General features: G+C 74.2%; 12 protein-coding genes. 3 read left to right on the top strand and 9 right to left on the bottom strand.

Annotation, left to right across the window (positions count from 1 at the left end; translation table 11 throughout):
• Positions 1 to 11: 11 nt before the first annotated feature.
• Positions 12 to 1,457 carry a HAMP domain-containing sensor histidine kinase gene (locus tag ACIGG8_RS23890; protein WP_350521789.1) on the bottom strand — a complete coding sequence of 482 codons (1,446 nt, stop codon included), beginning with the start codon at positions 1,455 to 1,457 and terminating at the stop codon, positions 12 to 14.
• Positions 1,454 to 2,158, bottom strand: a complete 705-nt coding sequence (locus tag ACIGG8_RS23885; RefSeq protein ID WP_396550550.1) for a response regulator transcription factor — start codon at positions 2,156 to 2,158, stop codon at positions 1,454 to 1,456. The genes ACIGG8_RS23890 and ACIGG8_RS23885 overlap by 4 nt, the downstream gene beginning before the upstream one ends.
• A 134-nt stretch (positions 2,159 to 2,292) precedes the next feature.
• Here ACIGG8_RS23885 and ACIGG8_RS23880 point away from each other — a divergent pair, with 134 nt between their 5' ends.
• Complete coding sequence (locus tag ACIGG8_RS23880; RefSeq protein ID WP_396550549.1) at positions 2,293 to 2,835, top strand: hypothetical protein; 543 nt, start codon at positions 2,293 to 2,295, stop codon at positions 2,833 to 2,835.
• A 49-nt stretch (positions 2,836 to 2,884) separates the two neighbouring features.
• On the opposite strand, the gene ACIGG8_RS23875 is transcribed toward ACIGG8_RS23880, so the two are convergent.
• Complete coding sequence (locus tag ACIGG8_RS23875) at positions 2,885 to 3,427, bottom strand: VOC family protein (RefSeq protein ID WP_350521786.1); 543 nt, start codon at positions 3,425 to 3,427, stop codon at positions 2,885 to 2,887.
• Between the two features lie 270 nt (positions 3,428 to 3,697).
• On the opposite strand from ACIGG8_RS23875, the gene ACIGG8_RS23870 reads away from it, so the two are divergent.
• Positions 3,698 to 4,180, top strand: coding sequence for an Lrp/AsnC family transcriptional regulator (locus tag ACIGG8_RS23870; RefSeq protein ID WP_350521785.1), 483 nt, complete (start codon positions 3,698 to 3,700; stop codon positions 4,178 to 4,180).
• An 89-nt stretch (positions 4,181 to 4,269) separates the two neighbouring features.
• Here ACIGG8_RS23870 and ACIGG8_RS23865 read toward each other — a convergent pair whose 3' ends face one another.
• The 3 genes from ACIGG8_RS23865 to ACIGG8_RS23855 form a co-directional block, all read right to left on the bottom strand.
• Positions 4,270 to 5,076 carry a S16 family serine protease gene (locus ACIGG8_RS23865; protein ID WP_396550547.1) on the bottom strand — a complete coding sequence of 269 codons (807 nt, stop codon included), beginning with the start codon at positions 5,074 to 5,076 and terminating at the stop codon, positions 4,270 to 4,272.
• Between the two features lie 37 nt (positions 5,077 to 5,113).
• Positions 5,114 to 5,764 (bottom strand): helix-turn-helix domain-containing protein, encoded by a 651-nt coding sequence (locus ACIGG8_RS23860; RefSeq protein ID WP_350521783.1) that lies wholly within the window; start codon positions 5,762 to 5,764, stop codon positions 5,114 to 5,116.
• A 392-nt stretch (positions 5,765 to 6,156) separates the two neighbouring features.
• Positions 6,157 to 7,989, bottom strand: a complete 1,833-nt coding sequence (locus ACIGG8_RS23855; protein WP_396550622.1) for a DEAD/DEAH box helicase — start codon at positions 7,987 to 7,989, stop codon at positions 6,157 to 6,159.
• A gap of 309 nt (positions 7,990 to 8,298) precedes the next feature.
• Between ACIGG8_RS23855 and ACIGG8_RS23850 the strand changes: the two genes are divergently transcribed.
• The gene (locus tag ACIGG8_RS23850) at positions 8,299 to 8,724 is read left to right on the top strand and encodes an SsgA family sporulation/cell division regulator (protein ID WP_396550544.1); all 426 of its coding nucleotides are present in this window, start codon (positions 8,299 to 8,301) and stop codon (positions 8,722 to 8,724) included.
• A 197-nt stretch (positions 8,725 to 8,921) separates the two neighbouring features.
• On the opposite strand, the gene ACIGG8_RS23845 is transcribed toward ACIGG8_RS23850, so the two are convergent.
• Genes ACIGG8_RS23845 through ACIGG8_RS23835 form a run of 3 tightly spaced genes read right to left on the bottom strand, consistent with a single transcriptional unit; the run spans position 8,922 to position 13,461 of the window.
• Positions 8,922 to 11,501 (bottom strand): bifunctional lysylphosphatidylglycerol flippase/synthetase MprF, encoded by a 2,580-nt coding sequence (locus tag ACIGG8_RS23845; RefSeq protein WP_396550543.1) that lies wholly within the window; start codon positions 11,499 to 11,501, stop codon positions 8,922 to 8,924.
• On the bottom strand, positions 11,498 to 12,820 hold the full coding sequence (locus ACIGG8_RS23840) for an alpha/beta hydrolase (protein WP_396550541.1): 1,323 nt from the start codon (positions 12,818 to 12,820) through the stop codon (positions 11,498 to 11,500). The genes ACIGG8_RS23845 and ACIGG8_RS23840 overlap by 4 nt, the downstream gene beginning before the upstream one ends.
• Positions 12,817 to 13,461, bottom strand: a complete 645-nt coding sequence (locus tag ACIGG8_RS23835; protein ID WP_350521779.1) for a class F sortase — start codon at positions 13,459 to 13,461, stop codon at positions 12,817 to 12,819. Before ACIGG8_RS23835 ends, ACIGG8_RS23840 begins: the two co-directional genes overlap by 4 nt.
• Positions 13,462 to 13,498 lie beyond the last annotated feature (37 nt).

Raw genomic sequence — 13,498 nt, 5'->3', positions numbered from 1 at the left:
CCGTCGGCCCGTCACCGCTGGAAGAGCGCTCCCCGGCTCCGCCGCCGTCCGGTCCGCGCGCCCGCCGCCTCCTGCGGCCGGGTGCGCAGCCGCAGCCTGGTCTCGGCGCCGCCGAGGACGGCGGAGCGGCCGAGCGCGAGGTCCCCGCCGGTGGTCTCGGCGAGCTTGCGGACGATGTCCAGGCCGAGGCCGGTCGAGCCCTCGCCGCCGTGGCCCTCGCCGCGCTTGAGGGCGGCGGCCGGGTCGCTGTACCCGGGGCCGGCGTCGCCGACCAGCACGATCACCGAGGAGTCGGTGGCCAGCACGTCCACCGAGAAGGCGGTGCCGATGGCGGTGTGCCGGAAGACGTTGCCGAGCAGCGCGTCGACGACGGCCGCCAGGTCGCCGCGCTGGACGGGTACGGGTGCCGGGCGCTCGGCACCCGCGAGCTGCCAGCGGCGCCCCTCGTCCTCGGCCAGTGCCGACCAGAAGCCGACCCGCTCGCGGATCACCTCGGCGGCGTCGCAGCCGACCGTGACGGCGGGCGCGTCCTCGGGGGCGCGGCGGGCCGAGCGGATGATCTGGTCGACCTCGCGCTCCAGTTGGGCGACCGCGTGCCGGGTGGCGTCGGCCGCGTCGCCGTCGCCGAGCGAGGCGGCGTTGAGCCGAAGCACGGTCAGCGGGGTGCGCAGCCGGTGGGACAGGTCGGCGGCCAGTTCCCTTTCGGCGGCGAGGAGTTGGACCACCCGGTCGGCCATGGTGTTGAACGCGTGGCCGGCCTCGCGCAGTTCCTCGGGGCTGCCGTCGACCTGCTTGCCCGTCACCGGGACCCGGACCGCGAGGTTGCCGGCGCCCAGGGAGCGGGCGGCGCCGGCGAGCCGCCGGGCGGAGGCGACGATCCGGTTGCCCATCCGGTCGGCGACCAGCACGGAGATGGCGACCAGGGCGAGCGCGACGGCGGAGAGCACCAGCCAGGCGGTGGAGACGCCCCGGGTGAGGTCGCTCTCGGCCACGAACACCTCGACGACGGCCGTCCGCCCGGTGTCCACCGCGACCGGCTGGAGCAGGGCGTAGCCGCCGGGCACCTGCACGGTGAAGGAGCGGCCCTGCCCGCCGGCGGTGGCCACGTCGCCGGCGGCGGCCCGGCCCTCCCCCAGCGTCGGGCCGCCGGGCCCGCCCGTCCCGGGGGTCTCGGGGGTCTCGGGCCGGCCCGCGGCCGGCAGGTGGACCGCCATCCGGCCCTGCCCGCCCGCGTCCGTACTGGCCAGGGCCCGGGTGACGGCGTCCTGCTCGGTGGTGATCGCGAGGGCCGGGCCGAGCGCCGCGGCCTGGCGTTCGGCGGCGGTGAACGCGCGGTCCCGGGCGGTCTGCTGGACCATCAGGCCGAGCGGGATGAGGAAGGCCAGCGCGACCATGGTGGTCCCGGCGACGGCGGCCTTGATCAGGGCCCAGCGCAGCGAGTGCCCGAACCTCCTCATGTCCGGTGCCCCGCCGGGCCCCCGACGGGTTCCAGCCGCACCCCGACGCCCCGGACGGTGTGCAGGTAACGGGGGTTGGAGGCGGTCTCGCCGAGCTTGCGGCGCAGCCAGGAGAGGTGGACGTCGATGGTCTGGTCACCGCCGTAGGTCTGCTGCCAGACCTCGGCGAGGATCTCCTTGCGCGGCACGACCACGCCGGGGCGGGCGGCGAGGAAGGCCAGCAGGTCGAACTCACGGCGGGTCAGGTCGAGCAGCCGGTCGTCCAGGGAGGCCTCGCGCCGCTGGAGGTCGATGGCCAGTCCGCCGACCCGGAGCACCTGGGCGACGGGTGCGGCGCCGCTGCCGAGCCGGCGCAGCACGGCGGCCATCCGGGCACTGAGGTGCTCTCCGGAGAAAGGTTTCACCAAGTAGTCGTCGGCACCGTCGTTGAGCAGCCGGACGATCTCGGCCTCGTCGTCCCGGGCGGTGGAGATGATCACCGGCACGTTGGTCAGGCCCCGGATCATCTTGAGCGCCTCGCTGCCGTCCAGGTCCGGCAGGCCGAGGTCGAGGATCACCAGGTCGCAGCCGACCTGGGCCACCTCCCGCAGCGCCTCCAGCGCGGTGCCCACGCTGCGGACCGCGTGACCCGTGTCGGTCAGGTGGCGGATGAGGGCGGAACGTACGAAGGGGTCGTCCTCGACCACGAGCACTGTTGCCATGGGCCTGCACGGTACGCCATCGGGGGGCAGTGGTCTGTACCTCGGGGCCACGTCCGGACATTGTGCAACTGCCCTGAGGAATGGCAGGGGTGCCGGTCTCGGGCGGGGCGGAAGTACGGCAGGATGTGCGCACGATGCGGAACGGACTGGTACAGCTCGGCGCCTGGGCGGCGGCCACCGGGGCGGCGGTGGCGCTGTCCTGGCTCGGCGTGCACGCGGTGCTGACCGGCGCCGCGTTCGAGCAGCCCACGGCGCTGCCGCTGCCCTCGCCGAAGACCGACGGAACGCCGTACTCCCCCACCGCCGCCCCCGAGCAGCCGCGGCCGGCCGAGCAGTCGGCGCCCCCGACGCCGACCCAGCCGACGTCCCCGCCCGCCACCGCGACGCACGGCACGACCCCCGCCGCGACCGCCCCGCCGCCCACCCGGCGGCCCACGCCGACGCCCACGCCGACGTCCACGGTCAAGAGCTACCCGATCCCGGGCGGCAAGGTCGCACTGGACCTGATGCCCGACCGGGCCTCGCTGGTCTCCGCCACCCCGGACCCGGGCTGGCAGATGCAGGTGTGGAACGGCCCGCAGTGGATGCGGATCGACTTCACCAGGGACGACCAGGCCAACTCGGTCTTCGTCTACTGGAACGGGCACCCGCCGATCGTGGAGACGGCCGTCCGCTGACGGCCCGGGCGCCGATCGTCCCCGGGCCTCCCCGCCCGGCGGCGCTCCGTCAGAACCCGTCGTGCGGCACGTAGCCCGGCAGGTACGGCCCCGCGTACCCGGCCCGGTCGACCAGCGTGTGCCTCGTCCCGCCGGGCACTCCGATGGTGGCCAGCACCACCGTGCCGTACGCGTCCCGTGCCCGGTACGGCTCGGCCAGCGACAGCGCGCCGCGGTCGACCGCGTAGTCGTAGGCGTAGTAGACGTCCGGCACGCTCACCGCGACGTCCAGCACCCCGTCCCCGTACCGCTCCAGGTACGCGGCCAGCTCCCGGCCCCGCGGGCCGATCGCCTGCACCAGCGAGGTCAGCACGATCCGCGTCCCCGGCGCGGCGAGCACGTACGAGGTGGTCTCCGGCTCGCCGGTCTCCGGCCCGGCGTACGCGGTGCACCGCAGCCCGAGCGCGGCGCAGTAGCGACGGGCCGCCCGTTCGGCGTCGCCGACCGCGAAGACCACCGCGTCGGCGCGGCCCGCCGGCAGCGGCCCCGGTTCGCCCGCGTCCGGCGTGACGCCTGCCCGGAGCAGGACGGGTTCGGCGGCGGTGTCGGTCATGACGGCCCTCCCGGTGGGCGTACGGACGACGCTGGGGCCCCGGCGCCGGGGTGGGGGCCCGGGGCAGGGGGTGGTGGCTGGAGGGTGGCGCCGAGCCGACCTGCGCGCAACTGTTCCGTTTCCTCCTGGTCAAGCTGTGCCCCGGAGCGGGAGAATCGGCCGCGCAGCTGTACAGAATGCCCACCGGAGGACGGTGCCGCGATGCCCCCCGCCCACTCCCCGAGCCCCCACGACTCGCCCAACACCGCCGCCCCGCAAGGTACTTCGATCGTGGGCAGCACGAACGACACCATCGACGCCCTGGACGGCCGGCTGATCCGGCTGCTCGCCGAGGAGCCCCGGATCGGGGTGCTGGAGTGCTCGCGCCGGCTGCAGGTCGCCCGGGGCACCGTGCAGGCCCGTCTGGACCGGCTCCAGGCCAAGGGGGTGATCGGCGGCTTCGGCCCGGAGGTGGACCCGGCGGCGATCGGCTACCCGGTGACGGCCTTCGCGACCCTGGAGATCTCCCAGGGCCAGGGCACGGACGTGCGCGCCCACCTGGCGAGCGTGCCGGAGGTGCTGGAGCTGCACACCATCACCGGGATCGGGGACATGATGGTGCGGATCGTGGCCCGGTCCAACGCCGATCTGCAGCGGGTGATCGACCGGGTGGTCGGCTTCGACGGGATCGTCCGCTCGTCCACCGCGATCGTGCTGGAGAACCCGGTGCCGTACCGGATCCTGCCCCTGGTGGACCAGGCCGCCGCCGAGTAGTCGCCGAAGCGCCACGCGCCGACACGCCACGCTCCGAGGCGGCTCGCGCCGGAGCGTCCCGGACCGGACCCGGACCCGGCGCGCCCGGATCAGCAGGAGGGGACGCTGCCGCCGCTCTTGAGCGCCTTCAGCGCCGAGACCGCCTCGTCGAGCGTGCCGACCGGCACCAGCCGCAGCGACTTCGGCGTGTTCACCTTGGCGTCCGTGCACTCGTCCCTGGGCAGCAGGAACACCGTCGCGCCGTCCCGGGCGGCCGCCTGCGTCTTCAGCGGGACGCCGCCCACCGGGCCGACGGTGCCGTCCCTGTCGATGGTGCCGGTGCCCGCGATGGTGAGCCCGCCGGTGAGGTCGCCGCCCATGCCGTCCCCGGCCAGCTTGTCGACGATGCCCAGCGCCAGCATCTGGCCGGCGCTGGGGCCGCCGATGTCCCCCAGGTCGACCTTGACCTTCACCTGGTCCGGCGACAGGTGGAGGTAGCTCAGCGCGGCCGCGGTCGCGCTGTCCTGCGACTCGGCCATCTGCTGGGCGGTGACCTCCTCGGCCTTGGCCGGGTCGCCCTGCGGGTACACGGTCTCGGTCGGGCGGACCGCCTCCTTCGGGTCGAACCAGGACTGCATCGACCGCAGGAAGGTGTTGCGCTGGTCCGGGTTGGTCGCCGTGATGGTGACCATCCGCAGCTGCCCGTCGGTGGTGCGCAGCGGGGCTCCGGTGATGGTGAGCACCGGCTTGTCCTGGTAGGTGCCCAGGGTGTCCGCGGTCAGGCCCGGCCAGGTGAGGGTGTACGGCAGCGGGACGAAGGCGGCCACGCCGAACAGCGCAGCGACCAGCGCCCCGCACAGCGCGAGCGCGCGGGTCCGCGGGGAGGTGAGGGCCTTGGAGAGCTTGGTGTCGGACACAAGGGAATCCAAACACACCCGGCGCCCCGCGCGGGCGCTACCTCAGGGCGTCCGCCACCTCGGTCGCCGCCTCCACGACCCGGGGTCCGACCCGCTCGGGCACCATGCCGTTGAGCATCACCACGCCGACGCTGCCCTCGATGCCGCTCAGCCCGAGCAGCGCGGCGGCCGCCCCGCACGCCCCGGACTGCTCCTCCGCACGGGTGATGACGAAGCCCTGTTCGGGACGCCGCTGGCTGGGGAAGGCGCGCGCGTCCAGGATCGCCCGGCCGGCCGCGCTCTCGGTGAGCGGGTGGCGCAGGCCGGTCCGGTAGGCGACGTGGAAGTCGGTCCAGCTCGGCTCGACCACGGCGACGGCCAGCGCCTCGTTGCCGTCCACGAGGGTGAGGTGGGCGGTGGCGCCGAGGTCCTCGGCGAGGCTGCGCAGGGCGGGCAGCGCGGCCTCGCGCAGCAGCGGGTGCACCCGGTGCGCGAGCCGCAGCACGCCGAGTCCCACCCGGGCGCGGCCGCCGATGTCCCGGCGGACCAGGCCGTGCTGCTCCAGGGTGGCCAGCAGCCGGTAGACGACGGTGCGGTTGACGGCCAGCCGGGCCGCCAGTTCGGTGACGGTCAGCCCCCGCTCGGAGTCGGCAAGGAGCTTGAGGACCCGGACGCCGCGGTCCAGGGTCTGGGAGGTCTCGGCTGTCACGACGGGCAATCCTTTCCGCGGCGCTCGCGGGGCGGGCGGCGCCGGTCCAAGGTCGGTGTCGCGCGCAGGTGGGGGTGGCCGCGCTCGGGCCGTGCGCGACGTCGTCCTTGACGCCGGGTACGGCCCTGCGGCGCCGTCCCGCGGGGGTTTGCCCGACGGAAGAGCGTGGGGGAAAGGTAGTGAAGGAAATGTCGCGGCGGAAGTGGTTGTCCAAAATTCGGGCGTGATCGACTTCAACAGCGTCGCGAAATCCGGACGAAGCCCCCCAAAGCGCCGGGCCGGTCAGCGCACGGGTTCGATCCGGGTCCGATGTCCGGACACCTCGGGCCGCGAGCCCCCGCCCGGGGCCGGGCGGGGCGGGGGAGGCCGGCCCGGGAGGGCCCGTCGGGGTGTTACTTCGCCCACTCCCGGATCCGGGCGATCCGCGCCTTGAGCTGGTTGGCCGTGGCCTGCGCGGTGAGCGGCCCGCCGCACTGGCGGCGCAGCTCGTTGTGGATGGTGCCGTGCGGCTGGCTGGTGCGGTGGTGCCAGGCGGCCACCAGCGCGTTCAGCTCCTTGCGCAGCTCCCGCAGCTCCTGGTGGGTGACGACCGGCCGCTCCTCGGCGGGCAGCTCCAGCAGGTCGGCCTCCTCGGCCGGCTTGGCCTTGGAGCGCTGGATCTGGCGGTGCTGGCGCTTCTGCAGCAGCATCTGGACCTGGTCCGGCTCCAGCAGGCCCGGGATGCCGAGGTAGTCCTCCTCCTCCTCGCTCCCCGGGTGGGCCTGCATGCCGAACTCCATGGCGTTGTACAGCACCCGGTCGAAGACCGCGTCGGAGCCCAGCGCCTCGTAGGAGAACTCCTCGCCGCCCGCGCCGTCCGGCCCGTCGTTGGCCCGTTCGGCCTCGGCGAGCAGCCGGTCCTCCTCGTCGAAGAGGCCGTCGCCCTCCTTCTTCGGCCGGTCCAGCACGTGGTCGCGCTGGACCTCCATCTCGTTGGCGAAGCTCAGCAGCATCGGGATGGTCGGCAGGAACACCGAGGCGGTCTCGCCCCGCTTGCGGGCGCGCACGAAGCGGCCGACGGCCTGGGCGAAGAAGAGCGGGGTGGAGATCGAGGTCGCGTACACCCCGACGGCCAGCCGGGGCACGTCGACGCCTTCGGACACCATGCGGACCGCGACCATCCAGCGGGAGGTCCCGGCGGAGTAGTCGGAGATCCGCTTGGAGGCCTCGGCCTCGTCGGAGAGCACCAGGGTGACCTTCTCGCCGCTGATCTCGCGCAGCATCTTGGCGTAGGAGCGGGCCACGGTCTGGTCGGTGGCGATGACCAGCCCGCCGGCGTCCGGGATGGCCTTGCGGACCTCGGTCAGGCGCCGGTCGGCGGCCTGCAGCACGGCCGGGATCCACTCGCCCTGCGGGGACAGCGCGGTGCGCCAGGCCTGGGCGATCAGGTCCTTGGTCATCGGCTCGCCGAGCCGGGCCTCCAGCTCGTCGCCGGCCTTGGTGCGCCAGCGCATGTTGCCGCTGTAGCTGAGGAAGATCACCGGGCGGACGACGTGGTCGGCGAGCGCGTTGCCGTAGCCGTAGGTGTAGTCGGCCACGGACTTGCGGATGCCGTCGCTGCCCGCCTCGTACTGGACGAACGGGATCGGGTTGGTGTCCGAGCGGAACGGCGTACCGGTCAGCGCCAGTCGGCGGGTGGCCGGCTCGAAGGCCTCGAAGCAGGCCTCGCCCCAGGACTTCGAGTCACCGGCGTGGTGGATCTCGTCCATGATCACGAGGGTCTTGCGGGCCTCGGTCCGGTTGCGGTGCAGCATCGGGTTGACCCCGACGCCCGCGTAGGTGATCGCGATGCCGTGGTACTCCCGGGACAGCGGCCCGGAGGAGTACCCCGGGTCCAGCTTGATGCCTATCCGGGCGGCGGCCTCGGCCCACTGCTTCTTCAGGTGCTCGGTCGGCGCGATCACGGTCACCTGCTGCACCAGGTGGTTGTGCAGCAGGTACGAGGCCAGGGTGAGCGCGAAGGTGGTCTTCCCTGCGCCCGGGGTGGCGACCGCGAGGAAGTCGCGTGGCTGCGTCTCGATGTACTTGTCCAGCGCACCCTGCTGCCAGGCCCGCAGCTTGCCCGCGGTGCCCCAGGGGGCGCGGCCGGGGAAGGCCGGGGAGAGGTGGTGCGAACCGGCGGTCGCGGCGTGGCCGGCGGACCGGGCGGGCGCCTGGGTCTCCGAGGCGTCGGAGAACAGCGGCATCGAGGAGGCGGCGGCAGTACTCACGGTCTCCGAGGGGGGATCATCGCAGGTCAGAGGCGGTTTAGCGGCCCCGTCCCGCGGTCGGGCGGCGATCGGACAACCCGCCCAGCCTACCGGCCCGGCGCCGTTCGGGCCTCCAGGCGAGCCCCTTCGGCGGGCCCGCACGGCCGGATTTCGATGTGACGCGGATCACGCCGGATCGCTCGCGGAACCGGGTAATCACGACCGTCGGGACGACTCTCACCGGGGTGAGGCCGCACCGACCACCCCTGCCGAAGCGCGGCCCGCACCCGACCGAAGGGACCGCCCGTGCGCACCGTCGAAGAGACCGTCCAGGCCCGCCTGATCCTCTCCCCCCACCGCTCCGTCCGGCTGCGGGTCGTCCTGACCTACCTGCCCGAGGACCCGCTGGCCGTCCGGATGACCTTCCCCGCCGAGTTCTCGCTCGACGACGACACGGAGGACGGGGCCGCCGAGGACATCGTCTGGATCTTCGCGCGCCAGCTGCTCTCCTCCGGCATCGAGGTGCCGGCCGGCGTCGGCGACGTCCTCGTCCGGCCGTCTCCCGCCCGGCGCACCACGGTCGAGCTGCGGGCCCCGGAGGGCACCGCGCTGCTCCGGTTCGACACCGCCGACCTGCGCCGCTTCCTGTGGCGCAGCCGGCTGCTCGTCCCCGAGGGCGACGAGCACCTGCACCTGGACGCCGACCGGGCCCTCGCCCAGCTGCTCGGCTGAGCGGCGGCACGGCAGGAACGGGCGGCACGGCCGGCGCGGCAGGAACGGGCAGCACGGCCGGCGCGGCAGGAACGGGCAGCACGGCAGGAACGGGCGGCACGGCCGGCGCGGCAGGAACGGGCAGCAGGGCGGGGCGGCAGGAACGGGCGGCGGGGCGGACACGGCACGCGCCCCGCCCGCCCCGCCCCCGTCCGCCCTCAGCCCGACAGCTTGCGCATCAGCCGGACGCCCTGCGCGGCCGTCAGGTGCGGCAGGTACGCCTTGCCGATCGCCCGGGTGATGCCGGGCAGCGCGGCCGGGTCGGGGTAGGCCATGTACATCGGCCGGTACTCCGGCTGGAACTTCGCCTTGAACGCGAGCAGCGAGCGGAAGCCGTACACCGGCTCCAGCACCTTGCCCATCCAGTCCAGCATCCGCTGCAGCCCGGTGGGCTCCTCGTCCTGCCCGGTGCGGGCCAGCGGCGCACCCGACAGCGACAGGAAGCGGGCGCCCTCCTCCTTGAAGCCGAGCGCGGCCGAGGCGATCAGGAACTCGTTGACGCCGCGGAAGCCGTCCGAACGGCGGCGCATGAAGTCCAGCGTCCAGCCGACCGGCACGCCGTCCTCGTACACCGGCATCCAGCTGGTCAGGCCGTGCACGACCCGCTGCTCGTCCACCGCGACCAGCACCCGGACGTCCGGGTCGTCCAGCTCCTCCAGCCCGCCGAGCGTGAAGCCCATCTCCGGCAGGCCCTTCTCGGAGACCCACTCCTCGGAGATCGCCCGGATCTGGTCCCGCAGCGCGAGCGGCGCCTCGGGGTACGCCCACCACTCCGCGCTGATGCCCTGCTTGCCGGCCTTGTTGAGGGCGGTGCGGATGTCCTGCCACTTGCGGCCGGTGAAGGCCAGCTCGGGCAGCGGGACCACGGTGTCCTCGGCGACCTGCACCGAGCGCCAGCCGAGCTGCGCGGCGGCCTCCCTGGTCTGCCCGCAGACGCTGTAGAAGCAGGGCGTCCAGCCGCGCGCGTCGCAGAACCGGGCGAAGCCCGCCACCGCCCGCGCCCGGTCCTCCGGGGCGCCGAAGGGGTCGCCGGTGGTCAGCGCGACGGTGCCGATCACCCGGTAGGCGACACCCGCCCGGCCCTGCTCGTCGAACCAGTAGTGGTTGCCGTCCCAGGTGGTGATGAACGACAGCGTCCCGCCGCCGTGCTCGGTGAGCAGCGCCCTGGCCCGGGCGGCCGCCGCCGCGTCGGTGTGCAGCACCGGCCGGCGGAAGGCGGTCAGCAGCGCGACCAGCGCCACCACCCAGAACGCCAGCCCGCAGTAGGTCTCAAGGAAGCGCGCCAGCGGGCCGACCGCGATCGGGTAGTCCGGCGTCAGGTCGTTGTACGCGGGCGGCAGGAACTGCGCCGGCAGCCCGTGCAGCAGCCGGCGGACGTTCGCCCCGGGCTCGAACTGGTCGGCCACCAGCCGCCCGAGGCCGACGTACGCCGCCGAGGAGACCAGCGCGGCGCCGCCGAGCACCAGGGCGAGCCGGCGCACCGCGGGGCCGGACAGGCGCAGCCGGAACCGCTTGCGGGTGGCCAGCAGCAGGCCGGTGGTCAGCAGCGGCAGCAGCATCGCCTCGACGAAGTACTGCACCACGTCCCGGCTGACCGGCCCGGCGTCCAGGTACAGCCAGCCCAGCAGTGCCGTCCAGAGCAGCTCGGTGGCGATGGTGACCAGCCAGGCGAACCGCAGCCCCCGGCGCAGCCCCTCGGCGAGCACCAGCAGCAGGGCCGGGAACAGCGCGGCCATCAGCCGGCCGGGAGTGTCGAAGATCCGGACGACGGCGTGCGCGCGGGCGCAGTCGTGCGCCGACTGTGCGCAGAGGTCGGCGACCTCGTCCGGGCTCAGCCGGTGCGAGAAGTACAGCTCGGAGAAGGTGTTGAACGGGCCGCTGGCGTTGTCGTACAGCGAGGCGATCAGCGGCCCGAAGGCGGCGGCGACCAGGCAGAGCGCGACCAGCACCCGGGTCTCGGAGTGCGAGGAGCGGTGCGAGCGCAGGTACGGGCGGCCGTGGCTGAGCAGCGCGCCCGCGCCGACTCCGACCAGGGCGGCGGCGCACCGCTGGACGCTCTGCAGGTGGCCCACGTACAGCGTCATGACCAGCGGGACGAGCAGCACCAGCAGGTGCAGCCGGCGGCGCCAGAGCACGGTGAGCCGGTACCCGAGCACCCCGGCCAGGGCGAAGAGTCCGACGCCGGGGCCGACCGAGATCTGGTCGGCCACCGAGGCCGTCCACTGCTCGCCGGCCGAGGAGCCGAAGGCGACCAGCCCGACGCCCAGCAGGGTGCCGACGACCTGCCCGCCGACCAGCACCGCGAGGGTGCGCAGCCGGCCGAGCCGGTGCTCGGCGGCCGGGCCGACCAGGAGCAGCAACAGGCTGCTGAACACGTACGAGCCGATGCCGGAGCACCAGGCCGTCGAGGTGACCGGCGACCACCAGTGGCCCTCGGCGAGCGTGGGCAGGCCGACCCCGGCCCGGTCCAGCAGCCGCTCGGACGGTCCGTGGCGCAGGCTGCCGGTGGCCGCGCCGACCAGCCAGAGCCCGGCCAGCAGGGTGAGTGTCAGCGGCGCCGCGCGCAGCCGGGTGCCCAGCACGCGGGCCGCCCGTCGGACCCGCTGCGGGCGCGGCTCCTGGGTCCGGGCGACGGGCGCCCGGTCCGTGCCCCGGTCGGAGCCGCGCTGCGCGACGACCCGCTCGGACTTCTGATCGTTCTCGCCGACGGCGACGACCGCGGTCCCCGCCCCGCTCACCGGGTCAGACCGGTCTGCTGGGCGAGCCACGGGATCTGCTGGACGATGCCGGGGCGGAAGACGACCCACCCGTGGCCGCCCGGCATCAGTTCGAACTTCGCCTTCATCCCGGCCCCCTGAACCGCGCGGTAGATCTTCTCCATCTGAGGCTTGAACTCGTCGTCGGTCGCGCCGACGAGGAGCGCGACGTTGGTGTCCGTGAACTTCTTGCGGCCCATCACCTGCACCGGATCGACCGCGTCGAACTTCTTGCCGTCCCCGCCGAAGGCGGCCTTGACGGTCTGCTCCCGGGTGCCGAGGGTCGGCTCCTCCTGGCCGGACATGTCCAGGACGGTGCCGTACACGTCGGGCGCGTTGACGCCGAGCTGGAGCGCGCAGGTGCCGCCCATCGAGGCGCCGCCGATCGCCCAGGACTGCCGGCCGGTGGCGGTCTGCAGGTTCTGGTGGATCCAGTAGGGGACGTCCGACGCCAGGTAGGTCTGCGTCTTGGCGATCTTCGAGTCCATGCAGAGCGAGTTGCCCCAGGTCGAGCCGTTGTGGTCGGGCATCACCACGATCGGCGCGAGTCCGCCGTGCTTGGCGGCGAACGCGTCGAGCACCTCGTTGATCTGCCCGGAGAGCACCCAGTCCCCCGGCTGTCCGGGCTGGCCGGTGAGCATGACGACCACGGGCAGCAGCGGCCGCGGGGTGGCCTGGTAGGCGGGCGGGAGGTAGACGTACGCGTCGCGGGCCTTGAAGCCCGACCGCAGGCCGGGGATCGGCACCACGGAGACGGTTCCCTTGGCGGGCAGGTCCGCCGGGGGCTGCCAGACCTCGTCGAGCACCTTGTCCGGCGGGGCGGCCACGGTCTGATCGGCCTTGGGGACGAGCCCGTCGGTCTTGGTCAGCCACGGCGCCAGCATCACGCGCCCGCTGGGGAACTGCCCGAAGCCGATGTTGACCTCGGAGGCGGCCATCAGCAGCACCAGCCCGCTCAGGCCGAGCGCGATGCCGCGCCGGCGCCAGGTGAGCCGGCCGAACCGGTAGCCGACCAGGCAGAAGCCCAGCAGGGCGACGGCTATCCACCAGGTGACGTACTCCGGTGTGCCCTCGGGGAAGGGGTGCCACCAGCCGTCGACGACGGCTTCGAGCAGCAGGCTGAGCGCGGCCGCGGTGAACAGCGCGGCGGGCAGGCGCACCCGCCACCAGGTGCGGCGGCGGCCGACGGCGAGCGCGAACAGCGCGAGCCAGCCGGCTGCGAGGACGGCGTGCGGGATCGGGCCCTCGGTGAGCGGCCAGTCGATCGGGTTCCAGCGGGTGGCGAGCGTGAGCGTGGTCATGCGGCTTTGCCCGGATGGGTGGTGTCGGCCAGGAACCCGTAGGCCACGACGTTGCCGTCGTAACCGTGCTCCTCGCTGTAGGCGCCGCCACAGGTGATCACCCGTAGTTGCGCGTCGGCGGCCTGACGGTAGACCCGATCGTCCGGGAAGTCCTTTCGGTCGTGCACTTCGATGGCGTACAGCTGGTAGACGGCGGTGGCCCCGTCCGCCCGGGCGATCTCGATCCGGTCTCCTCTTCGGAGCGCGCCCAGATGATAGAAGACGGCCGGACCCGCCTTGTTGTCGACGTGCCCCGCAAGGATCGCGGTACCGCGCTGACCGGGGCTGGCCCCGCCGCGGTACCAGCCCGCCAGGTTCCGGTCCGCCTCGGGCGGGGCCTGGAGGTGGCCCTCGGCGTCCAGCCCGAGCGCGGTGACCGGGGCGTCCAGGCGGACGGCCGGAATGCGGATCCGGGTGGGCGCCGACGGCCCCAGCGGCGGGACGACGGAGACCGGCGCGATGCCGGCCTGGGCCTGGCCGACGCCCGGGGCGGGCGGCAGCACGGGCGAGCCGCCGTCGTGCAGCAGCCAGGCACCGAGCACCAGCGCGGAACCCGCCGCCAGGGTGCCCGGCCACGGGCTCCTGCTCTGCTGGACGCCCACGGGCGCTCCCCTCTGCCGACGGAATCCCGCTTCCTGG

The sequence above is a fragment of the Kitasatospora sp. NPDC085464 genome (assembly GCF_044541955.1).
GTDB lineage: Bacteria > Actinomycetota > Actinomycetes > Streptomycetales > Streptomycetaceae > Kitasatospora.
This window is presented reverse-complemented; position numbering and strand designations above follow the sequence as displayed.

Coding starts and splice junctions, on each gene's coding strand:
- ACIGG8_RS23890 (WP_350521789.1), bottom strand. CDS start 1,457: ATGAGGAGGTTCGGGCACTCGCTGCGCTGGGCCCTGATCAAGGCCGCC.
- ACIGG8_RS23885 (WP_396550550.1), bottom strand. CDS start 2,158: ATGGCAACAGTGCTCGTGGTCGAGGACGACCCCTTCGTACGTTCCGCC.
- ACIGG8_RS23880 (WP_396550549.1), top strand. CDS start 2,293: ATGCGGAACGGACTGGTACAGCTCGGCGCCTGGGCGGCGGCCACCGGG.
- ACIGG8_RS23875 (WP_350521786.1), bottom strand. CDS start 3,427: ATGACCGACACCGCCGCCGAACCCGTCCTGCTCCGGGCAGGCGTCACG.
- ACIGG8_RS23855 (WP_396550622.1), bottom strand. CDS start 7,989: ATGCCGCTGTTCTCCGACGCCTCGGAGACCCAGGCGCCCGCCCGGTCC.
- ACIGG8_RS23840 (WP_396550541.1), bottom strand. CDS start 12,820: ATGACCACGCTCACGCTCGCCACCCGCTGGAACCCGATCGACTGGCCG.